The sequence below is a fragment of the Synechococcus sp. UW179A genome, from assembly GCF_900473965.1.
Taxonomy (GTDB): Bacteria; Cyanobacteriota; Cyanobacteriia; order PCC-6307; family Cyanobiaceae; genus Synechococcus_C.
The window spans coordinates 164,169-186,774 of the sequence record NZ_UCNJ01000018.1 but is presented as its reverse complement, the minus strand read 5'-3'; the positions used below and the strand labels follow the sequence as shown (position 1 = coordinate 186,774).

At 59.2% G+C, this 22,606-nt stretch carries 12 protein-coding genes; 8 read left to right on the top strand and 4 right to left on the bottom strand.

Features of this window, described 5'->3' with window-relative positions; genetic code table 11:
* Positions 1-44: 44 nt before the first annotated feature.
* Positions 45-1,250 carry an O-antigen ligase gene (locus DXY31_RS09820; protein WP_244279685.1) on the top strand — a complete coding sequence of 402 codons (1,206 nt, stop codon included), beginning with the start codon at positions 45-47 and terminating at the stop codon, positions 1,248-1,250.
* The gene (locus DXY31_RS09815; protein ID WP_114993583.1) at positions 1,247-3,640 is read left to right on the top strand and encodes a UvrD-helicase domain-containing protein; all 2,394 of its coding nucleotides are present in this window, start codon (positions 1,247-1,249) and stop codon (positions 3,638-3,640) included. The genes DXY31_RS09820 and DXY31_RS09815 overlap by 4 nt, the downstream gene beginning before the upstream one ends.
* A gap of 12 nt (positions 3,641-3,652) precedes the next feature.
* Here the strand turns inward: DXY31_RS09815 and selD are convergent, their stop codons facing one another.
* Positions 3,653-5,791, bottom strand: coding sequence for a selenide, water dikinase SelD (gene selD / locus DXY31_RS09810; RefSeq protein WP_114993582.1), 2,139 nt, complete (start codon positions 5,789-5,791; stop codon positions 3,653-3,655).
* The gene (galE, locus tag DXY31_RS09805) at positions 5,788-6,852 is read right to left on the bottom strand and encodes a UDP-glucose 4-epimerase GalE (RefSeq protein ID WP_114993581.1); all 1,065 of its coding nucleotides are present in this window, start codon (positions 6,850-6,852) and stop codon (positions 5,788-5,790) included. The genes selD and galE overlap by 4 nt, the downstream gene beginning before the upstream one ends.
* A 126-nt stretch (positions 6,853-6,978) precedes the next feature.
* On the opposite strand from galE, the gene DXY31_RS09800 reads away from it, so the two are divergent.
* The 4 genes from DXY31_RS09800 to DXY31_RS09785 all read left to right on the top strand — a co-directional run bounded on the left by DXY31_RS09800 (position 6,979) and on the right by DXY31_RS09785 (position 17,578).
* A complete protein-coding gene (locus tag DXY31_RS09800; RefSeq protein ID WP_114993580.1) occupies positions 6,979-8,106 on the top strand; it encodes a hypothetical protein in 1,128 nt (375 codons plus the stop codon).
* A 104-nt stretch (positions 8,107-8,210) separates the two neighbouring features.
* On the top strand, positions 8,211-9,533 hold the full coding sequence (locus DXY31_RS09795; RefSeq protein WP_114993579.1) for an MFS transporter: 1,323 nt from the start codon (positions 8,211-8,213) through the stop codon (positions 9,531-9,533).
* Between the two features lie 339 nt (positions 9,534-9,872).
* Entirely contained in the window at positions 9,873-16,400 is a 6,528-nt protein-coding gene (locus DXY31_RS09790; RefSeq protein WP_114993578.1) for a thioester reductase domain-containing protein, read from the top strand.
* Positions 16,400-17,578: a glycosyltransferase family 2 protein gene (locus tag DXY31_RS09785; protein WP_114993577.1), complete on the top strand. Its 1,179-nt coding sequence runs from the start codon at positions 16,400-16,402 to the stop codon at positions 17,576-17,578. Before DXY31_RS09790 ends, DXY31_RS09785 begins: the two co-directional genes overlap by 1 nt.
* Here the strand turns inward: DXY31_RS09785 and DXY31_RS09780 are convergent.
* A complete protein-coding gene (locus tag DXY31_RS09780; RefSeq protein WP_137024950.1) occupies positions 17,575-18,132 on the bottom strand; it encodes an SRPBCC family protein in 558 nt (185 codons plus the stop codon). The two genes, DXY31_RS09785 and DXY31_RS09780, sit on opposite strands and share 4 nt — an antisense overlap.
* On the opposite strand from DXY31_RS09780, the gene DXY31_RS09775 reads away from it, so the two are divergent.
* Together DXY31_RS09775 and DXY31_RS09770 are read left to right on the top strand one after the other, a co-directional pair.
* On the top strand, positions 18,131-19,243 hold the full coding sequence (locus DXY31_RS09775; protein ID WP_137024949.1) for a hypothetical protein: 1,113 nt from the start codon (positions 18,131-18,133) through the stop codon (positions 19,241-19,243). The two genes, DXY31_RS09780 and DXY31_RS09775, sit on opposite strands and share 2 nt — an antisense overlap.
* A complete protein-coding gene (locus DXY31_RS09770; RefSeq protein ID WP_114993574.1) occupies positions 19,243-20,685 on the top strand; it encodes a cytochrome P450 in 1,443 nt (480 codons plus the stop codon). The genes DXY31_RS09775 and DXY31_RS09770 overlap by 1 nt, the downstream gene beginning before the upstream one ends.
* On the opposite strand, the gene DXY31_RS09765 is transcribed toward DXY31_RS09770, so the two are convergent.
* On the bottom strand, positions 20,672-22,441 hold the full coding sequence (locus DXY31_RS09765; protein WP_170953646.1) for a hypothetical protein: 1,770 nt from the start codon (positions 22,439-22,441) through the stop codon (positions 20,672-20,674). The genes DXY31_RS09770 and DXY31_RS09765 overlap by 14 nt on opposite strands.
* Between the last annotated feature and the right edge of the window lie 165 nt (positions 22,442-22,606).

Genomic DNA, 22,606 nt, shown 5'->3' with positions numbered 1-22,606 from the left:
TCTGGCAATCTGAGTAATCTCACGACCCGTCTCTCTTGGCAGGATTGACTCCTCGTCTGGCATCCCCCTGGGTTGATCTGCTGCTTCCACTTTCGCTTTCCGGTCTGTTGTGGGAGCGAAGCGGAAATCCAGCCGGGATGGTTTTGATCCTGGCGATCTGGTGTGGTCTCAAATTTCTGCGCTGGTTGCCTTCAGAACCGGTGTATGGCGTGTTGATCGGCGTTTTGGTTGTGAGCCTCAGTGCCGTTATTCATCCCATCAGCGGGTCGGCCCCCACGGATCTCATCCTGGTGTTGCTGGCCTTCGCGGCTGGTCTGCAGCAGTCAAAAGCGCAATGGAGGGGAGGGCTTTGGTTTGTTCTGGCCACGGTGATCGTCTCGCTGCCCTTCGTGGAATTCGATCGGTTCAATAGCAATCTCGACGCCATTCCCTGGTCGGTTTTGCGTGATGCTTTGCCACAGGAGGCTGTCCGCATCCAGAGGATCACGATCAATCGCTCAGGTTATCTCTACGGACTGTTCGCTCTGGTTGGCTACGGGCTTTATCGGTCCGAAGTACGCCCCTGGCTGTCTCGGTTGGCCGTAGTTGTCGGGGTATTCAGTTTCGTTTTGGCCCTGGGGGCGGCATCGCGTGCGGCACTTCTGTTTCCTATCGCAGCCCAGATCTTCACTGAGTTGTGCTGGTGGAATCGACAGTGGGTGGCTAGGCGAGCGAAGTCATTGGCAGGAACCATCTTGGTGTTGTCTTTGCTGTTCAACCTGGCTCTGTATGCGCCTGGCAGTCCAATGGTCGCTGAGGAGCCAAGCGATGTTGGGCGCGCACAGGTGGCGCAGTGCTTTGTGAGCCAATCACTGCGTTCTCTGCCTGATTTGTTGATAGGACAGGGTTATGACCGAGTCTCGGATCACTGCGCAAGCAAGGTGTTTCTTCCTGATCGCACCAGCGGTATTCCCCATGCTCACAATGTGTTCTTGCATGCGCTGGCCGACCAGGGTGTGATCACGCTGATTCTGATGCTCGTTGCACTGAGCTTGGTCTTTCAGCGTCTGTTCTCGGGTCTCGCCGGTGATGCCGGATCACTCTGCAGGACAGGCCTGGCCTGTGCTTTGTTCATTCTGGCCTCCTCATTGGTGGAGTCCACGCTGCTCAAAACATCGCTGCAGCAGGTGATTAGCGGTTATTTGCTAGCCATTGCCTGGGTGGCTCCATTGCCGTTGAAACAGGAGAACTTCCGTACCATCGGCTCATGAGTTTTCTTGCCGGCCTCAACGACGCCCAGCGCCGGGCGGTGGATCACCATGAAGGGCCCTTGCTGGTGGTTGCCGGAGCAGGCAGCGGCAAGACCCGCGCCCTCACCCATCGCATCGCCCATCTGATCGGTGAACACGGAGCCGACCCATCCCAGATCCTTGCGGTGACGTTCACCAACAAGGCGGCCCGAGAGATGAAGGAGCGGCTGGAGCTGTTGCTGGCTCAGCGGCTGGCGCAGAGTCAGTTCGGGCAGCCCTGGAGCACGTTGCCGCCGGTGGAGCAGCGACAGCTGCGATCGCGCATCTACCGCGAGGTCACCAAGGAGCTATGGATCGGCACCTTTCATGCGTTGTTTGCGCGCATGCTGCGCTACGACATCGACAAGTTCAAAGACAAGGATGGGCTCACCTGGACGAAGCAGTTTTCGATCTACGACGAGGCCGATGCCCAGAGCCTCGTTAAGGAGATCGTGACCCAGGAGCTGCAGCTCGATCCGAAGCGCTTTGAGCCTAAGAAAGTGCGTTGGGCGATTAGCAACGCCAAAAATCAGGGCTGGCTGCCGGACCAGATGGAAGCTAATTCCGAAGGGCAGCGGGGCAAGCTTGCAGCGGATGTTTACCGGCGCTACCGCAAGGCACTGGCTGCTAACAACGCTCTCGATTTCGACGATCTGCTGCTGCTTCCCGTGCAGCTGCTGCAGCAGAACGAGCAGGTGCGTAGCTACTGGCATCGCCGCTTCGCGCACGTGCTGGTGGATGAATATCAAGACACCAACCGCACCCAGTACGACCTGATCAAGCTGCTGGTGACCGATGGCAAGGATCCCCAGGGTTACGAGAACTGGTCGGGTCGTTCGGTGTTCGTAGTGGGGGATGCCGACCAGAGCATTTACAGCTTCCGTGCCGCCGATTTCACGATCTTGATGGGCTTTCAGGACGACTTCGGCGACCAGGCGCCTGACGACGCCACCCGCACGATGGTGAAGCTGGAGGAGAACTACCGTTCCACCGCCACGATTTTGGAGGCGGCCAACGCGCTGATTGCCAACAACAGCGAGCGCATCGACAAGGTGCTGCGGCCCACGCGTGGCGAAGGCGAGCTGATTTCACTCACCCGCTGCGATGACGAGATTGCCGAGGCTGAAGCTGTGGTGCATCGGTTGCGCATGATGGAAGCGGCCAACCCCGAGCTCAGCTGGGGGGATATGGCCTGTCTGTATCGCACCAACGCCCAGTCGCGGGCTCTTGAGGAATCTCTGGTGCGCTGGCGTATCCCCTACGTGGTGGTGGGCGGTCTGCGCTTCTATGACCGGCGTGAGATCAAGGATGTGCTCGGTTATCTGCGCTTGATGATCAACCCGGCTGACACCGTCAGCCTGTTGCGAGTGATCAATGTCCCGAAGAGGGGCATCGGTAAAACCACCATCCAGCGGCTCACGGATGCAGCCAACCAGTTGGGCATCCCGCTCTGGGATGTGGTGAGTGACCCTGAAGCGGTGCGCTCCTTGGGAGGGCGATCGGCCAGAGGGCTGTTGCAGTTCTGTGAATTGATCAATGGTCTGCGAGAAAGCGTTCACAACACGGCGCCTTCGGAACTGATCCAGCAGGTGATGGAGCAGAGCGGCTACGTGAGCGAGCTGATCACTGAGGGCACCGATGAAGCGGAGGAGCGTCGTCGCAACCTGCAGGAACTGGTCAATGCCGGTCTGCAGTATCAGGAAGAGAATGATGAAGGCGATCTTGAGGGCTTTCTGGCATCGGCTGCCCTGGCCAGTGATGCCGACAGCAAGGACACGGCCGCTGACCGGGTGACCTTGATGACGCTGCACAGCAGCAAGGGTCTGGAGTTTCCTGTGGTTTGCCTGGTGGGCATGGAGCAGGGACTCTTTCCCAGCTACCGATCCTTGGACGACCCAGCCTCCTTGGAGGAAGAGCGCCGCCTTTGTTATGTAGGCATTACCCGGGCCAAAGAACGGCTGTTCCTTTCCCATGCCAGTGAGCGCCGTCTCTGGGGAGGGATGCGTGAACCGGCAGTGCCGAGTGTTTTTCTGTCCGAACTGCCGGAAGGGCTGGTACAGGGTGAAATTCCTCGCTCCGGCGGAGCAGCCATCCGCCGGGAACAGCGCTTGGATCGCCTCACTCGCGTGGATCGGGACAAGCCCAATGGCAGCAGTGCGCCCGCCAACGCCGTGCGCCGTCGTCAGGCGGGCCCTGCGCCTGGAAAGAGCTGGAGTGTGGGCGATCGAGTGATGCACAGCAGCTTCGGGGAAGGCGAAGTCACACACACCTTCGGGAGCGGCGAGAAGGTTTCGATCGCGGTGAAATTTGCCGGGATGGGCCCCAAGATCCTCGATCCTCGCCTGGCGCCGATTGAAGCCCTTGATCAATGAAGTCGGTCTGGATCAGCGTTGTTGCACGCTGCCGATTTCGGTCCAAGCCGTGTTGGGGTGAGACATCAGCTGCTGGGCGATATGGGCGTTCACGCTGATCAGCAATGGCCCGCAGGTTTGCGGATCCACCAGCAGCTCGAGCAAGGCTTGATGCTCCATGCTCCTTGGCTCGATGCTTGCCAGCTGCAGATCCACATCTCCGTTGTCCAGCAAGCTCCAGGCTCGTCGGTTGGCGGGGGCCAGGCTGCTTGCGTAGCCCTTGGCCAGTAATGAGAGAGCTTCAGGAACTGCAGGGATCTGGGAGCCATTGAGCACCACTTTCAGGCCCGGATTGCGCAACATTTCGCCCAGATGGCCCAGCAGTCCGAAGCCGGTGATGTCGGTCGCCGCATGGATGGCATTTGGATGCTCGCTTTGCAGCTCCAGAAGCTCCTCCAGCAAGACGTGCTGGCTCGTGCCCATTTGTTCGAGAGCTAAATCCAGAGCTGGAGCTGGAGCAGCACCGGTCATGGCCGCGGCAAACAGCACTCCTGTTCCCAGCGGACGACTGAGCAACAGTCGGTCTCCGGCCCGAAGCCCTGCCTTGGGCCAGAACAGATCAACGGCTTGGCCGCTGACACTTAGTGTCACCTGGACAGCCCGGCTGAGAGGTGGTTGGGCGAAGCCATCGCGGGTCTCCAGCGTGTGACCACCGATCAGTTGGGCGCCCTGGGGATCAAGGGCGGAGCGGATGCCCGCCAGGGTCTGGGCCAGCAGGGTCTCTTGGGTGGATTCTGTGGTTTGGGGCAGGGTGACCACGACCTGGGCAGCCAGCACGCGCGAACCGCAGGCCCAGAGGTCGGAGCAGGCATGCAGGGCAGTGAGTCGTCCGTTGAGCCAAGGGTCACTGACCAGGGCTGGAAAGCCATCCACGCTTTGCAGCACTGGAGCCATCCCCACGGCGGTGTTCAACGGCAGTACTGCGGCATCTTCGGGTTGCATTCCCAGCGTTGCGATGCCGGCGTGCTGCAGGGCACTTTCCAGGGGCCCAGCGGGAAGCTTTGCTGCGCAGCCCCTGCAGGCCATTGCTTCGGTGCTGTCCATGGATCTGCTGCGCCGAAACATCGCCATGAAGCGCGCATCAATGGCCGATTTGAGGCGCCATAGCAGGGGGTGAGGGCCGATCAGGCGTGATCCCCGTAGTCCCCAGGCAGTAGGTTGCCCTTTGTTGAACCCGCCCAGCAGTTGCAGCGCCTGGCGTTGAGGGCGCCAGCGTCGCAAAGGTCGACCTTCGCAAGCTGCTTCCAGGTTGCGGGCCAATGGCGCGGCGGCCCTCACGGCCCAGACTCCTGACGGGGCACGCGGCTGCGCATCGATCACAGCGCAGTCGCCTGCAGCGAAGAGCTTGGGGTGTCCAATCACCTGCAGGCTCGCCTCGGTGCGGATCCGGCCGCTGCTTGGGCAGCAAGGCAGGCCACTGGAGGCCAGCCAGTGGGGTGCTCGGCTGCCGGTGCAAACAAGTCCTGGAGTTGTCTTGAGCTCTTCTGTTGGATCCAGCTTGCTTGTTTCAAGGATCTGGATGGAGGCTTCCCGTAGAGCTCTGATCAAAGCGGGTTTCAGATGCCTAGGGCGGACCCGCAGCAGAAGAGGACGCCTGGGCCAGCGCTGCCTGAGAGCCAAGACCGTCTCCACTGCGGCCAGGCCGCTGCCCACCACCTGAAAACTTGAGGATGCAAAACCTGTGTCGACAATCAGCTGGTCCTGGTCGGTCAGGAAGGCCAGTGCTGGCTCCAGCGGCTTGATTGGCACTAGTCCGGAAGTTGGCGCTGGGCTTATTGAAGTTTCAGCACCCAGGTTGAGGCTGAGGCGCTCGTAGGACAGTGCTGGCCGCTGATCCAGCTGCAGCTGCTGGTTCTGAAGGTCTAGTCCGGTGATCTTGGCCACTACCAGTGCCACGCCGGCTTGATCGGCCAAGTCGCGCAGGTCGATGGCTACCTGCGAGCGTTGATAGATCCCTGCGATCAGGCCAGGCACCATGCCTGAATAAAGGGCGGTGCTGGTTCGGCTCACCAGCGTGATCAGTTCCTTGGGGCGCTTGCTGGGTTGCATGGCCCAGCGGCGCAACACCAGCGCGTGGCTATGTCCGCCACCGGCCAGCATAAGACCACTCATCCGGGGTCGTTGTAGCCAGCTGGATTGGCCGATTGCCAGGCCCAGCCATCGCGGCAGATGTCGTCGAGGTCGCGTTGCGTTTGCCAGCCGAGCCGTTGAAGAGCCAAAGCGGGATCGGCAACCGTGATGGCTGCGTCCCCATCGCGGCGGGCCACCAGGTCGTAGGGCACTTGGCGACCGCTGGCGCGTTCAAAGGCATGCACCACCTCCAGCACCGAAGCTCCCTGACCACTGCCCAGATTGAGGGTGAGCAGTTGAGTTGGTTCAGCAAGCAGGCAGTCGAGGGCAGCCTGGTGGCCTTCCGCCAGATCCATCACGTGGATGTAATCGCGGATGCAGGTGCCGTCGCTGGTGGGCCAGTCGCCTCCAAACACCTGGAGAGATTCGCGCCTGCCCACGGCCACCTGACTCAGAAACGGGAACAGGTTGTTGGGGGTACCCAGCGGATCTTCTCCAATCTTGCCGCTGGGGTGGGCTCCCACGGGATTGAAATAACGCAGGCAGGCAATGCGCCATTGATTGGCAGCGCTGGCGGCAAGGTCTTGCAGCAGCTGTTCAACCGCTGCCTTGGAGTGTCCATAGGGGTTGATCGGCTGAATGGGCGCTGTCTCCGGGATCGGTACGCGTTCCGGGTAGCCGTAAAGCGTGGCGCTGCTGCTGAACACCAGGGTGTGACAGCCATGGGCGTTCATGGCATCCAGCAGGCAGCGGCTGCCAGTCAGATTCACGTCCCAGTAGTGCAGCGGTTCACGCACCGATTCACCGACGGCTTTCAGTCCGGCGAAGTGGATCACAGCATCAATCGGTGCGCCTTCAGAAGCTGCCTTGGAAAACAGCGCGTCAAGGTAGGCCTGATCGCGGATGTCTCCTCGTCGAACCTGCAGGCGGACTTGGGATGACTGGGAGTCAAGCTGGGCGAGTGCAGACACCCGTTTCAGGGCAAGTGGGGTGCTGTTGCTGAAGTCGTCGAGCACCAGCAAGTTGTGACCTGCCTGTAAGAGCACGACACAGGTATGGCTACCAATGAATCCAGCCCCGCCTGTGATCAGCAGTCGTGCCATGGATCACGCCCCTCAACCAGTCGAATCTATTGGCCATGGATCAAGTGCACTGCGCGTATAAGGCACTGGATTTGACTCTGGCGGTGGTTCATCAGCCACAGACAACAAGCATGAGACCCTGATCGAATGAGGGTTTTGATTTTCACGTCGAGTGGTGGCACAGCCCATGACGCCGCTGCTTATGCGTTGGAGGCCTGGCTTAAGCAATGGGATCCAACCGGTGAGGTGTGGGTTGAGCATGTGCTGGAAAATGCCAGCGTTTTTACCCGCGCGGGAGTTGCTCTCTACAACTGGATTCAGCGCCATGGGCCCTGGATGCATCAGATCTATTGGCGTGTTGTGGAATGGGAAGACGTCACCAAGCCAGGAACCTTGCTCGCCGGGCGCTTTTATGTGATTCGTCTGTTGCGGCGTTTGCAGCCTGATCTGTTGATCTCCACCCACCCCCATATCAACCGCGGTCACTTCGATCTGGCGAAGCGGGTCGTGCCCGGTTTGCGCTGCATCACCTGCTGTACTGAGTTGGAAGGCGGTTTTGGTTTCAGTCGCAACTGGCTGACGCGAAGGGCCGAAGCGTTCTGGACCCTCTCCCAGGAAGTCAGCGATGATGTACGCAGGCGTGGTTATCGCGCCTTGCCGACGCCGGCTCTGGGGCCGTTGTTTGATCCCGCCTTTGAAGAGGAACTGGAGCGCGAGATTTCAGAGAGTGATGTCGAGCCTCTACCACTCCTGGTGCTGGGGGCTGGGGCCAACGGGGCCAACAACCACATTCGTTTGCTGGAGACGCTGCTGCCCTTGGCGGGGATGATCAGGGTTGTCGCCCTCTGCGGCCGTCGTCAGGCGGCATTTCGGCAGGTGCAGGAATGGGCGGCGCAGCATTCTCAGCTGAAGGTTGAGCCGTTGGCTTTTCAAGGCCCAGCAGCGATGGCATCGCTTTACAGAACAGCCTGGGCCATGGTGGCGCGGCCTGGTGCAAGAACATCCACTGAAGCTCTGGCCTCTGGCTGTGTGCTGATTTTCAATGGCTTTGGCACAACCATGCCTCAGGAATTATTGGCTCGCCGCTATTTCCAGGCCCGCGAGATTGATCGCTGTATCCGTCAGCCAAAGGATCTTGTCGCACTGTGTCGGAGCTGGCTTGAGCAGCCGCACCAGTATCAACAGCTGAAGGCACGCATGCAGCGTCACCGACTCAGCGCCGACAGAGACGCGATACGTCAGCTTCTCTTCCATGGTCCAAAGGCACTGGTCTGATGTGGGTTCAGTTTTTTCGCCAAGAGTTGGATGAGTTAGTGAAGTTGATTTATTCGCGCCTAAGAGGTGTGAATTTCTCCCTTAACTGTTCCTAGATCTGTCCAGTGGCCAAGAGATCCAGTCGCCTGTTTCGCTATCTCTGGGGCGGCCAGCTGATTTCCAATCTGGGAACTCAGACGAGTCTCTATGGAATCGGGCTTTGGTTGTTTGCTCAGTCGGGCCAACTCCTCGATTTTGGTTTGGTGGCCATGGTGGTGCAGGCGGCACGTTTGCTGGCGTTGCCGCTGTTTTTGCGCGTTTTCCCGGCATGGCGTCCAGGGCGTTTGATGGTGCTCTGCCATGCCACGGGAGCAGTGTGCACTGCTTTGTCGGCTGGTGTGTTGCTCGGCTCTTCCGCTGATGAGCCACCTTGGTTGCTCGGCGTTTTAGCGATTCAAGCTTTGGCCGCTGTGGCTGAAGCCTTGTTGGTGGTGCGTCTCTCCAGCCTGATTCCGCTGCTGATCTCCGATCAAGAGCGTTTACAGCGAGCCAATGGATTGTTCGCCACCGTGGATGGCTTAGTGATCACCATGGCTCCCTTCCTGGGGAGCTGGCTTGTCGCCAGTCAGGGCCTGGGAGGTGTGCTGCTGCTCGATGGCATCAGTTTTTTGTTTGCCCTGTTGAGCGTTGTGGTGGCTCCCTGGTTTCAGGCTGCGCAGCAGTTCGATTGGGTTGCACCGACGGCGTCGAATCAGCTCATGGCTCCTCGCACGTGGAATCGTTTGCTTGCGCTCTGGAAGCGCTCATTTCCAGCGCGCTCAGCTCTAGTGATCACTGCACTCACGGCATTTGTCTACGCCTCTTTAGAAGTGCTGTTTCCTGCTTGGGTGGCGCTGGCCTATGCGCCTGAGCGGATGGGTTGGGTCCTGATCACAGGCTGCTTGGGGTATTTGATCGGGTTTGCTGGCTGGCGATGGCGATTGGGGCAGCACTGGCGAACTGTCCTGCCTTTGAGCCTGATCATCCAGGCGCTGATCTTGATGGGTACTGGCTTGCAAGCCTTTGCGCATCGACCCGTGGTTTGGTTTGGAGCTGTCTTGGTGTTCAGTGCAGCCTTGCCCGTTGTGATGGCATCAATTCACCAAGCCTGGGTGACCCTGGCTCCCCGGGAAGCACTGCCTCGCTACTTTTCACTGCGCTACGGCTGCGAATGGTCAACCCGGTTGTTTGCCTTTCTGGGCGTACCACTGCTGGTTGACTACGGTTTGCGCCCGGCACTCGCATGGCCCGTGTGGCCAGCTTGGTTAACAGAGAGTCTTGGCACCGGGGAGGGTCGTGTGATGGCGATTGCCATCGGTGCTACGGGCTGGGTGATTGCCGCCGGCCTGTCTTGGAAACACCTTTGTTTGGGGGCAAACCCATCCAATGTCCAGGCGGAAGGTCTTTGAAGTTGATGCAGCATCTGCATCAGCCTGTGTAATGGCTCAAGGTTTTAGATCTCCCAAATCGCTCTCTGGATCGTCTGTTTTGGTTGTTGCTGAAGTTTCCTCGACCAAGCGCAGTGACCAAAGCAGGGGCTGCGGGGGGCGTGCTGGTTTTCAATGGGTTCGGATCTAACAGGCCCAAGGAACGTTGGCTCTTCAGTCTTTGTCAGTCAGTGGGATCGTTTGCTGCATTGGCAATGTCGAAGAACTCATTCTGGTCTCGCCTCGCTGGCTCGACCCACTGAATGGTTTGCGTGAGGATGTTCGTTCCATGCACCTGAACGGACAGCACGTCCCTGGCGCATGAATCAACAGATCCGTCCGGTTTCCTCAGTGCACGAGCCCATCGCTGTTTTGGGGATGGGCTGCCGTCTCCCTGGCGGGGTCGAGAGTCCTGAACAGTTCTGGCAACTTCTGGCTGAAGGACGGGAGGCGATCGCCGAAATTCCCTCAGATCGTTGGGATCTTCAGCTTCACCATCATCCTGATCCGCGCACGCCGTTGCACCAGCATGTGCGCCGGGCGGGCTTGGTGGATGGGATCGACCTGTTCGATCCAGCCTTGTTTGGCATTAGCGGCAGGGAAGCCCAATGCATGGACCCTCAGCAGCGCCTGTTGCTTGAGGTGTGCTGGAGGGCCATGGAGGCGGCTGCCCAGCCCCTTGACCAGTTGCGTGGACGCCCAGTGGGAGTGTTCATGGGCATTTCCAGCGCGGATTACCGAGCTCTGCTTTGGGCCTCTGAAGAGCAATACCTCACGCCGGACAACGAACCCTTCATTCTCACCGGCAACACCGGTTCCATTGCCGCCAACAGGATTTCTTACGCCTTTGATCTGAAAGGACCCAGCTTCACGGTGGACACGGCTTGTTCTTCGTCGTTGGTGGCTTTGCATCTGGCTTGCGAGAGCTTGAGGCGTGGTGAATCGGAACTGGCCTTGGCTGGCGGTGCTCAGGCTTTGATTCACCCCGCCATTCAGATGAGTTTCTGCAAAGCAGGCTTGCTGTCGCCCGAGGGGCGTTGCCGCAGCTTTGATGCTGCTGCTGATGGTTATGTGCGTTCTGAAGGGGCGGGGGCTGTGCTGCTTAAGCCCTTGGCGACGGCGTTGCGTGATGGTGATCCGATTGAAGCAGTGATTCGGGGCACGGCGGTCAATTCCGATGGGCGCAGTAAGGGCCTGGCCGCACCCAGCAAAAAAGCCCAGATCGCTTGTGTGCAAGCCGCCTATCAGGGCTCTGGCTTGTCCCCGGCTTCAGCGCAATTGGTTGAAGCCCACGGCACAGGGACGCGCCAGGGGGATCCCATTGAACTCAGGGCCCTTGGAGCGGTGTTGGGGGAGGAGCGGCCAAGCACTGACCCCTGTTTGGTTGGCTCGGTGAAAACCAATGTGGGTCATTCAGAAACCGCTGCAGGCATTACGGGTTTCATCAAAGCCGTGTTGTGCCTCAGGCAGCGCATGGTGCCTGCGAGCCTCCATTATTCGCGGCCTAATCCCAGTGTGGATCTGGCTGCTCTGGGCTTGAAGGTTGCGACAACGCTGCAACCTTTCCCAAGACCTGAGCAGGAACTGGTGGTCAGTGTCAGCTCGTTTGGATTCGGTGGCACCAACGCTCATGCCGTTCTGAGCAGTCCACCTCTTGAACTTTCTCAACCCGCGTCAACGTCGTTATCAGCTCCTTCATGGCACCTGCTCTGGTTGAGCGCGCGCAACGAGGAAGCTCTTGATTTGCTTCGTGCTCAAACAGCGGATTGGCTTGAGGATCATGCTGCTTTCCGCTTGCAGGACCTCTGCGCCAGCATTCATCTGCGACGCTCCCCATGTCCCCATGCGCTGGGGTTAATTGCGAGCAGTGTTCAAGACCTGGTACGCCAGTTGCGCGGGCAAGCCCCTGCGGCGTGGACCGGTGTCGTTGCTGCGCGTGGACCTGGTGGACTGCCAGAGACGTTGGGAGATCTGAAACAGCAAACTCTGTCTGAGGGTGCCGTTGGTTTTGAGCAGCTCCAGAAGCTTGTTCAGGCTTTGGCTCAAGGAGCTCCGATGGATTGGTTGGCATGGCATCAAGGTGCCTCATGGCATCAGCTGCGGCCTCCAGGTCATCCCTTTCTGCGTTCACGTTTTTGGTGGACGCCACGGGATCAGGGTCTGGACCAAGGCAAAGCCAGTCTTTGGTTGGATCACGTCGGCTTTGGCAGCAGTGTTACCGCTGAGCAGTCAGGTCTGGCTTTGCAGAAGTTGGACCTCCCAGGAGCGTCAGAGCATTGGCAGACCGTGTTGGATCCGGCTGATGCTCGCGACCTCCCTGACCATGCGTTGTGCGGCTATCCCCTGTTTGCGGCAGCGGGTTATCTCGCCCTGCTGCTGGATTGGTTGAACGATCAACAACAGCCACTTCAATGTGCTGATCTCAATCTCGATCGTCCGCTGTGGCTCAACGCCGGATCGGTACAGCTCCAGGCTGTACGAAACGGTGATGCGTTCAGCTTCCATTCCCGCGCTCCCCAGCTCGAAGACGGCGGCAGCTGGCAGCTCCATGGGCAGCTTCGGCTCACCACAGCTGCTGAACAACCCATTCAGCCCCTGCCGGCATTGGCGTTTGACCCTGCTGCTGGCCTTGATGTTGCCAATTTCTACCGTTCCCTGAAGCGTCTTGGGCTGGATTACGGCAACTGCTACCGGCCGCTTGTTGCTTTGCAAGCCAACGCCATAGGCGCCGAAGCACTGCTGCAGCGTCCGGAGGCGGCGCCTGATCGCAGCCTGATCGATGGTTGTTTTCAACTGGTGGCTGCGGTCCTTGCCCAAACGCACGCCGATGGCCACTTGCTACTCCCTGTGGGCGTGGAGCAGATGCAGATGTTGCGATGGCCCTTGCCCGACCAGCTGCGTTGTCGCTTGCAACTTCGACGAGACGATCACAGCCAGGGAGATGAGGTCAGTCGCGCCCATGTGACTGCTGACTTGGATGTTCTTGATCTCTCCGGGGACTTCCTCGGAGCGATCCGTGGCCTGCAGTTCCGGCGTCTGACGCGGACGTTGCTGGAGTTGATGCTGCCTGAGGGCCCTTCCAGACCTGCTGCGCAATTGCTGGAGGAGATCTGGCAACCCCTTGCGGCACACGCACTCAGCGACTGGAGCCCAGGAGCGGCTGAGCCCATCAGCCTGATTGCGATTGGGCCATTGCCAGATGCCGTGAGGGAATGGAGCGAGCAGCAGGCGATCACGCCTTTTGAACTGGATCCACAAGCGGATCCACAATCGGTGACTTCAGCGCTGGTGCAACAACTCCAGGCGCTTCCTCTCACTCAGCCGCGCCAGCTGCTGTTGTGGATGTCGGCTTTCTCCACCCCTGCTGCTGAGGCGGTCCAGGCGGCAGTACGTTCCCTGGCCCAGGACTGTTCCGCATGGCGTTGCAGCACGATCACAGCGTCCCCTTCTGCCCTTGCTGCAGGGCTGTCATCCGCTGAGTGGCAACAGCTTTTGGCTGCCACTGCCGGTGATGCGGAGATTCGCTGGTGTGGTTCTGATCGAATTGAAACCCGCAGTTTTCAGACCATTGATCAAGAACGGTTTCGCATGCTTTCCGATGGAACTGGTCGACTTGAGGGGTTGCTGAAGGCGCCCTTGCCGCTGGCGCGTCTTCTGCCAGGAGAGCTGGAGTTGGCGGTGGAGGCCACGGGGCTGAACTTTCGCGATGTTCTCAACGCTTTGGGGCTTCTGCAAAGTCACAATCAATCCCTCGGGCTGAGAGCCAATGCTCAATTGCCTTTCGGTGGCGAAGCCGTCGGGAGGGTGGTCGCTGTTGGTCCCGGGGTGGATTCCTCGTTGCTGGGCCAGCGAATGCTTGCCGCGCTCACCCTTGGAACCCTGGCAAGCCACGTAACTTGCAGAGCCGTCCTCTGCGTGCCCTGGCCAGACGAGTTGGATCCCGTGCTGGGGGCGAGCCTTTCAACGGCCTATCTCACGGCGGAGCATGGGCTCGAGCAGCTGGCCCGGCTTCAAGCTGGAGAAACGGTTTTGATTCATGCGGCTGCCGGTGGTGTGGGGCAGGCAGCTGTGCAGGTGGCCTTGCGCTGTGGTGCTCGCATCCTGGCCACCGCCAGTGAGGCCAAACAGGCTGGATTGTTGGAGCAAGGTGTGGAGGCGGTCTTCGATTCCCGCTCTACTGATTTCGCTGAACAGGTGCTCAAGCACACCGAAGGCCGCGGCGTTGATGTGGTTCTGAACAGCCTGAAAGGTGAGTGGGTGGATGCCAGTTTCCAGGCGCTGGCTTCTAGCGGGCGCTTTGTGGAGCTTGGCAAGTTGGAGATCTGGAGCGACCAGCAGGTGAGCGAACGACGGCCTGACGTGGGCTATTTCCGCTTTGACCTGCTGGAAGTGGCAGCTCGCGACCCACAACCCTTGAGGCAGCGATTGCTGCGATTGGTGGCGGGTTCCCAGGACCAAACCCTGCCCGCGTTGCCGGTCTCAGCCTTTGCTTTGGAGAAGTGCAAGGACGCTTTTCGGCGGATGGCGCAGGGCAAGCATGTGGGCAAGTTGGTGATCACCCTGCCCAGCCAAGCCCCTCCTTGTGCCATTCGCACCGACGGCACTTATCTGGTGGTGGGTGCTTTTGGAGGGATCGGGCAACGTTTGCAGTCCTGGTTGGTGGATCGGGGGGCGCGCTCGTTGTTGTTGGTGGGTCGACGTCTGCCAGCACCAAGCTCGGAAACGGCCGAGTGGTTGGACCGCATCCGTTCTCAGGGTGTGCAGGTTGAGGCGCTCTGCTGGGACGACCTTCCGCAAGCACTCGCTGAATTGCCTCAGGACATGCCGCTGCGTGGCGTCTTCCATGCTGCTGGAGTGCTGAAAGATCAGCGCGTTGGTGGGATTGAACGTTCCAGTCTCGATGCCGTGTTTGAGGCAAAACTTGGTCCCCAGCAGCAACTGGACAAGCTTCAAAGGCTGCAGCCAGCAGATTTTGAACACCTCGACTTCCAGGTGGTGTTCTCGTCCATCGCCGCGGCACTGGGTTCGCCTGGCCAGTTGGTCTATGCCGCTGCCAATGGGGCTGTTCAATCCAGCTGCCGCCATGCGGACTCTGATGGGCCAGTCCAGCTGGCGATTCAGTGGGGGCCTTGGGCTGGTTCGGGCATGGCTGCAGGGTTGGAGCGGCGCTTTGAATCCGTAGGTCTTCATCTTCTGGCGGAAGACGAAGCGTTGTCGGCTCTGGAGTCATTGCTGCAGCGAGGCCGCAGCGGAGTGGTCGCGGTGATGGCAGTCGATTGGCCGCAGTTCGTCAGTCAGGCCCTGCCCCGCCAGGCGGCTTGGTTCCGGTCCTTGATTCATGAACTTCCGGGCCGATCAGAAGCCCAGGTTCGCGCTCAGTTGGAGGCTTTGACAGCGGATCAGCGCAGGCCCTGGCTGCTGTCGACGCTTCAACAGCTTCTGGCCGCAGTGATGGAAGAACCGGAAGCTCAGCTCGATGCTCACGCCAGCCTGTTTGATTTAGGGCTCGATTCGCTGATGGCGGCAGAGTTTGCTGCCGAAGTGCAGCAAGCATTGGGCTGGCGCCTTGATCTGGCTGCGTTCAGCGACGCCCCCTGCCTGGATGATCTGGCCAGCATGGCTCTCGAGCGCTTGTTGCCCGATGGGTCTGCAGCGGCACAGGAGGGATTGGATCTTGGTCAGGAGGCTCAGCTGGACGACCGTTGGTCATTGCCGGAGGGCCCGTCCGTGGAGGCGCCTGGAGAACAGCTTCTGCTGACTGGCGCGAGTGGCTTCCTCGGTGCCTATCTCCTGGCGGGACAACTCAGCCAATGGCCGGATTTGCGGATTCGCTGTTTGGTGCGAGCGGCCTCTGAGCAGCAAGGCATGGAGCGGTTGGAGCAGAACCTCCGCCGTTATGGGCTTTGGCAGCAGGCCTGGCAGGAGCGATTGGAGGTGGTTCTTGGCGATCTCGCCCAGCCTCGGTTGGGCTTGGATGCCGGCCAGTTTGCTGCACTTGGCAAGGGCATTGGCGGCATCCTCCACAACGGTGCCCAGTTGAGCCAGATGGCGAGCTATGCCCAATTGGCGGCCACCAATGTGGGCGGAACGCGCGAGCTTCTGCGTCTAGCAGCTGCGGACACACCAAAACGATTCGCCTTGATCTCCAGCGTGGCGGTGTTTGAGGCCGATGCCTGCCGGGATCAGTTGATTCAGGAAGACGATCCGCTCGAGGATTGGCGAGGCATCCAGCTCGGCTACTCCCAAACCAAATGGGTCACGGACCGGATGGTGCGCCGCGCTTCAGCAGCCGGACTGCCTGTTTCGATCTACCGGCCCCCGTTGATTGCAGGTCCATCCTGCGGAAGTGCTTGGCACCAAGGCGACTTGCTTCAGCGCCTGCTCCAGGGCTGTTTGGTGTTGGGTGCTTCGCCTGATTTGGCCTGGGAATTGGATGTGGTGCCTGTTGATTACGTTGCTGATGCCGTGTCGGCTCTGGCCTGGAGTGACGAGGCACAAGGGCATGCTTTCCATCTCCAGCATCCTGAACCGCTCCTGCTCACCACTCTGTTGAGGCAACTCACCGATGGCATGGACGGTTGGCGCGTTTTGCCGATGCAGGAGTGGATTGTTGAGATTGAGCGGAGCCCAGGAAATCCTCTCCAGCCTTTGCTGCCCTTCCTGCAGCAGAGTTGGGGTGAAGATGGGCTGACCTATCCCGAGCGCAATTGCGTGGGTCAGCGGGCTCGCCCCAGCTGTGCCTACACGGCTCAGGTTTTGGAGACCCATGGTGTGCGCTGCCCCCCCTGGCATCAGTTGATTGGGCCCTGGGCCTCAGTGCTGCTTCAGCAGGAACAACTGGCTCGCTGATGCCAGCCTCGGTGTTGCTCTTGGCCCTATGGCTTGGGCAAGCCCTGCTTGTTTTTGCCTTCAGCCAGCGTTTGCGGGTTTTGCGTCGTTCGTCCGATCCAGCATCTCTTCCTGAAGGTGCTTGGCCTTCCTTGGAAGTGGTGTTGTGTTTGCGCGGTGTCGATGCCTGTTTGCCGCGGTTGCTGGAGGCGTTGGCTGATCAGAGCTATCCCGCTCCCTGGCGGTTGCAGGTGGTGGTGGACAGTGATCAGGATCCAGCCTGGGACTTGCTTAAGCCTTGGCGAGCTCGTGAGGATGTGGCCTGGACTGAGTTGCGCTGCTGCAGCCTTCTTCAGCGCCCTGACCAGGGGTCTTTGAAATGTGCAGCACTGAACCAGGCGTTGTCTCAGCTTCACCCCAGCAGCGCATTGGTTGTGCTGCTGGATGCCGATATTCGTTTCCCAGCGAACGGCTTGGAACATTGTGCGCGCTCTTGCCTCCAACCAGGGGTGGGTGCCATCTCTGGAAATCGTTGGTTTCGCCCCCATGCCCCCACCTTTGGAGCTTTGGGTTGGAGCAGCTGGACACGAGCCGTCTGGAATGCAGGGGCTGTGGTGCTGATGACGTTGTTGCAGATTCCCTGGGGCGGCACCCTTTGCGTTCGCCGTGAGCTGGTGGAGGCCGGTGATTGGAGCGAGCTGTTAAGGCGTGGTTTGTGTGAAGACACGGGTTTGCTCGGCCCATTGCGGCAGTTGGGATTGAGCTATCGCTTCGAACCCAACCTGCTCATGGTGGATCCTGATCCAGCCCAGCCCATGCTGCCGTTGGGCCGTTGGATTACTCGTCAATTGCTCACAGCTCGCCTGCACCACCCCGCTTGGCCACTTGTGGCCTTCCACGGCCTGGGCAGTGTGCTGCTGTTGCTGTTCGCGCTGTTTCAAGGTGCCTGGTTGGCAGTGCTGATCTATGAGCTGGGATGTGTTGGCCTGCTCTGCTGGATCCAAGTTTTGCTGCGCCCACAGGACCCTGTTCGGGTTTGGGGCTGGCTCGTAGGACTTCTCCCTGGCCAATTGGTGGATGGACTGGCCACCTTGTCGGCCTTGTTAACGCGCCATGTTTCATGGCGTGGTGTCGACTACGCCGTGCAGCTAAGGCCCTCGCGCGTGGTGCTCTGCAGGGATCGGGGTGTTGAGGTTTAGTTGTTGGCCTGCATCAGCCCACTGAGTCGTTGCATTGATTCACGCAAACTGTTGCGGGTGAGTTCAGCGAAGACCGGTTGCAGCATGCCTGGCAGCTCGGGAACCAGGGTGATGGTGTGGCGCAGACGAGTTCCCGTTGGTGTTGGCGTGAGCGTCCAGCTGCCATTGAGCTTGCGAATGCGATCGCCTTGAAGCATCTGAAAGCTGATCGCCGTTTTTGGGCTTTCTTGTACGGCCAGGGTTGCGCTGATCTTCAATCCAAAGGTGTACGGCGCTTGATAGGTCTGGCGCATGCGAATCAGGTTGCCTTCACGGCTCAGCAGCTGGACCTTGCTGATGTCAGGCATCGCCTCTCCCGTGGCGACATAGTTCGTGAGCACTCTCCAGGCATGTGCTTGTGACACGGGCAGTGTCATGACTGCCGTACGGGTGTTGCCTGATTGTTGGATCTGGATCGACGTTGCTTGCGCAGCGTCCGCTGGCGTTGCTGGTAGATGTGTCAGCACGATCCCCAGCCCGAGCAATGCAGATCGCAGGTGAAGCTGGATGGACATGGCTGTGAATCGAGCAGACGAGTTGAAGAAGACCGGATCATCGTGCAGACGACGCACGTACTTCCTCAGCGGGTTTGACCCCCGTGGTGTGGCGCATTATCAGCGCTTGTTTGCGCGGCTGATGAAACAGCGTGGTTGGCGTTTGGGGTCTCGCCAGGAAGGTGAAAGGATCACCCGCTGGCCTTTGTTGGATCCTGAGGTTGATCAACACTATGAGCTTGCTTTTTTGCATTGGGATGACATTGCCCGTGCGAACTGGCCAAAGCATCCCTGGCCGTTGCTGACCCAGTTGCTTGGATTTGCGCGGGCCTATCTGCTGCAGGGGGGAGTCCTGCGTACGGCGCGGTTATGCCCTGGTGTGGCGCTTTGCGGGCTTTACCCCGTCATGGTTTTGATTTTGGTCACGCTTGCAGCGATTGCCGCTGGGGTCTTGGCTTCCTTGCTCTGGCTTCCGTTGGCACCGTTGGTGGTGGCTGTTGTGCTCTGGCAGGGCTGGCGGCTGGCGGATCGTTTGGGTGTGGTGTGGCTCTGTCGCTCCATTTTGTTCACCCATCGCCTGGGCAGCCTGAGAGATACGATGCTGCGCCAGCGGGTGCAGGAGTTGGTGGGGGCATTGTTGTCTTTGGAAGACAAAATTCCTGCTGATGAAATCCTGTTAGTGGGTCACAGTTCCGGATCGTTTGTGTTGGCGATGGTGGCGGCTGAATTGCGACGCCATCCCAATTCGATCGCTATTACGTCCAAGGTGCGTTTGCTGAGCCTGGGGCAGAACCTGGCCAATCTGGGCTTGTATCCAGGTGCGGAGGCTTTTCTAGATGATCTCAAGACGCTGGCGATCGAACCCTGTTTGCCCTGGCTGGATGTCACCTCCTTCGATGATTTGATGTGTTTTGCCGGCGTGAATCCTTATCAAGCCTGCGGTTTGCCTGTGCCAAGGAGAGACAGCTGTGACTATCCGCGAATGCAGCTGTTGAACCTGCGTCAAGCCAACGGTTTACAGCGCAAGCGGCAATGGCTGGCCCAGCTGTTTGACCTCCATTTCGACTATTTGACCAATCCCGCTGCGGGTTTGGATCTCTGCGGGCTGATGACTGGAGAGAGCACGATCTGATGGCCATCACACCCCCTTGGCCAAAACCCTTGCCTTACACCGCCAACGTGCTGCGTCGCTTGAAGCGGGGATGGAGCAGTTGGTTTGGTTTGCTCAATGAATGGGATTTCCGCATCGCTCTCGGTGAGCTCAATCTGCTGGGCCTGAGGGTGTTTTTGGTGAATGATCGAACACTGCTGAGGCGAGTGCTCGTACAGGAGGTGGAGGCCTTTCCAAAGCACCCCTACACGCTTTGGATTCTTGAACCTCTGATTGGCCGAGCGATTTTTTCTGTCAATGGAGACGAATGGGCACGCCAGAGGCGCTTGGTTGATCAGGCGTTTCAGGTGGCTCAGTTGGAGCAGGTGTTTCCTGCGATGGAGGCTGCAAAAGACTCCATGTTGGAGCGGCTTGTGCAGCAGCTCTCCGAGCAAGGCGATTGCAGCCAGCAAGGAGTTGAAATCGATATCGAGGCTGCGATGACCTGGGTCACCGCTGATGTGATCGTGCGCACGATCCTCAGCAGACCGGTGCAGGAGGGAGAAGCGCGTGAGGTGTTTGAGGCATTTGGGCGCTATCAACGCAAGGCCGCCCGGGCACTGATCTTGCGTTTTGCTCGCTTGCCACGGCGTTGGGTGCAGCGCTCGCTCACGCGCGATGCGCTGGTGATTCGCCAGTGGATCCAAGGCGTGATTGAGGAGCGACTCGCGCAGCCTGAGGCTGGTGGGAAGGATCTGCTGGGTGCCCTGCTTGCCGCCGTGGATCCACAAACCGGTACTTCCTTCACGGCCGAGGAATTGGTTGATCAGATTTGCTTTCTGTTTCTGGCCGGTCATGAAACCTCAGCCAGTGCCTTGAGCAGTGCCTGTTGGCTGTTGGCTCTGGATCAAGAGGCTCAGGGCCAGTTGCATGCAGAGGTGGCATCTCTGCCTGAGGTGGTGACGCATCAAAGCTTGAGGCAGCTTCGTTTCGGGGCAGCAGTGTTTCAGGAAACCTTGCGCCTCTATCCGCCGGTGAGTTTCTTTATTCGTGAACGGGTTCATCAAGACACCGACCTGTCGGTTCCATCGATGGATTGCCCGCAGCAAGCACCAGCGATCAGCCGATGTCCGGTGGGATCGTTGTTGACTTTCTCTCCTTGGGTGATTCATCGCCATGACAACTATTGGCCGGAACCACACCAATTCCGCCCGGAGCGATTTGTAGATGGCACAGCAACGGATCAGGAGATCCTCTGTCGCAAAGAAGCTTGGCTTCCCTATGGCTTAGGACCGCGCAAATGCCCAGGAGCTGCGTTTGCCCAACAGGAAGCCTTATTGGTGCTGGCTGAACTCATCAAGCACTTTCAGCTTTTCCCTGGTGATGACAGCTCAAGCCCTGAATGGACCGGGCGTCTCACGTTGCGCAGTGCATCGGGTGTTCTGTTGAGGCTTGTTCCGAGATCGTTTACTAGAAGCCGATGAGTAATCGTCCGCCCCAGCGCACCTGTTCGGCGTTGATTAACTGACCAATGTCGAGCAGCGAGGCAGCAGTGCTTCCGTAGGCCTCAAGCGCCACGCTGTCCGTGGCGTGCCAACGAAGCCCCAGGGTGCCGTTGCTTTGGGATAGTTGATTGATCACGACATTGCCTTCGGGTACGAGCTCCCAGCCTGGGAAGAGTTGCAGATTGGAACTGATCCCTAATCCCCAGAGGTCGCCTGCACCGCTCAAGGCCACTTTCGGGTTGAAGTTGATCGCCAATCCCTTGGTTGCTTCCCAGGTGGCCATGGTTTCTGCGAACACATAGCCCTGGCCGCTGCTGCTCTCTTGATTACTTCTCCCAAGGGTGATACGCCCCCCTCCCCAGAAGGGAGCGCCACGAAGAGGGCTAAAGGCAACGGCTTTGCCGCCGATGCGCCAGTTCCAAGCACCATCGTTGGCGTACAGGCGCGCCTGGGGCGTGGTTTGGGGCACGTTGTTGTAAAGTCCACCGCTGAAAAGAGTCAGCTGGAAGATGTTGGAGAGGGAATAGCCAACGAATCCGTTGACGTTCCCTCCGCTATCAGCATTGATCCACGCCTCTGTGTTGGTGTCCGGTGGCACCAGGGCGGTGTTGACCGTGAGTCCCCCTTTGGCCAACGATTGCTGCCTTGGTGTGAGCGGCACCTGTGGTGTATCTGCAGTGCCAGGCGTGAACACGAAGCTTGCGGAATAGCCAATCCGGTTATCTGAGGGTAAAGCGAGCAGTGCCGTGGCAGGCGTTGCTCCGAAGCCATTGGTGATCAAGCCTTTCAGCCCGATTCGTGGATTGAGATCCCAGTTGATCCCGGCGGACAGAATGGGAACGCGAGAAAACACCAGATCTGCATCGAAGCTGTTAGTGCCGCTGCCGATCGGTTGGGCGATGCTGGCGGTGAAGCCCAGCTCCGGGAACGGTTGGAACAGAACTCCGCCACTGACGTAGGGGTTGGTTCCATAGAACGTTCCAGCTCCACCCTGGTCCGAGCCTTGCGTTGAAGGCAGGAAGCTCACACCCGGAGCAAAGCTGAATTGCCAATTTTCGCTGGCTTGCCAGCTCGCAGGAAGGCTTATGGATCCGACGAAATTACGTGTGAAGACTCGGCTGCCGGAGTCATTAAAAATATTGGGGCTGGCACTGTCTCCTGACGCGGAGAATGAGTCGTCTCCGCCACTTCCTACTTCCCAGGCTTCTAGTGAGCCACTGATGGCCAGCTTCCAGTTGTTTTGGTCGAGCACTTGCCAGCTGGCCGCGGCACCGTAGCTTTGCCAAAAATTGGCCGGTTGTACTGCGAAACCGGTGAGTGGTGCGTTGAGCGGGTCATCGGCCTGACTAATAAAAAATGACAGCATCAGGCTGTCGTTGAAACCAACGTCGAGATTGATCGAATAATTTTGATTGCCAGTGCCTGCAGCGCTTTTGAAGGGCGAAATGGTCCCAAACGAGATGCGCCACTGATCAGCGGGCAAGGTTTCTGCAGTGGGGACTGAAGGTGAAAGTCGCAGCAGGGGTAGGTAATCGCTGGGTTTCAGAGGGATGGTGCTGAGCAGCGCTTCGGCTTGTTCCACGCTGGCGGGTGGATTCACCTCAGTTGTCGACGCAGTCTCTGGGGTTGGGAGATTAGTCACCTCCTCAGCGTCCAGCAATTCCCAAGCCACAACCGTCGATGGTTGATCTGGTTGCTCCGATCCCGGCACAACCTGCCAAGAAACAGCCTTCATTGATGGAACTCGCTCGTCTGAGTCAGAGACGGGTTCCCAGATCACGGGAGGAGAGGTTACGACAGGCGAGTCGATGACCTCCCACACGATCTGTGCCTGTGTTGCTTGAGGCAGCCCACCTCCCACTCCGATTGTCAAAAAGGAACTGGAAATCAGAAGCCTGCG

Coding starts and splice junctions, on each gene's coding strand:
- DXY31_RS09815 (WP_114993583.1), top strand. CDS start 1,247: ATGAGTTTTCTTGCCGGCCTCAACGACGCCCAGCGCCGGGCGGTGGAT.
- DXY31_RS09765 (WP_170953646.1), bottom strand. CDS start 22,441: ATGAAGGCTGTTTCTTGGCAGGTTGTGCCGGGATCGGAGCAACCAGAT.
- DXY31_RS09785 (WP_114993577.1), top strand. CDS start 16,400: ATGCCAGCCTCGGTGTTGCTCTTGGCCCTATGGCTTGGGCAAGCCCTG.
- selD (WP_114993582.1), bottom strand. CDS start 5,791: ATGAGTGGTCTTATGCTGGCCGGTGGCGGACATAGCCACGCGCTGGTG.
- DXY31_RS09800 (WP_114993580.1), top strand. CDS start 6,979: ATGAGGGTTTTGATTTTCACGTCGAGTGGTGGCACAGCCCATGACGCC.
- DXY31_RS09790 (WP_114993578.1), top strand. CDS start 9,873: ATGAATCAACAGATCCGTCCGGTTTCCTCAGTGCACGAGCCCATCGCT.
- DXY31_RS09780 (WP_137024950.1), bottom strand. CDS start 18,132: ATGTCCATCCAGCTTCACCTGCGATCTGCATTGCTCGGGCTGGGGATC.
- galE (WP_114993581.1), bottom strand. CDS start 6,852: ATGGCACGACTGCTGATCACAGGCGGGGCTGGATTCATTGGTAGCCAT.
- DXY31_RS09775 (WP_137024949.1), top strand. CDS start 18,131: ATGGCTGTGAATCGAGCAGACGAGTTGAAGAAGACCGGATCATCGTGC.
- DXY31_RS09770 (WP_114993574.1), top strand. CDS start 19,243: ATGGCCATCACACCCCCTTGGCCAAAACCCTTGCCTTACACCGCCAAC.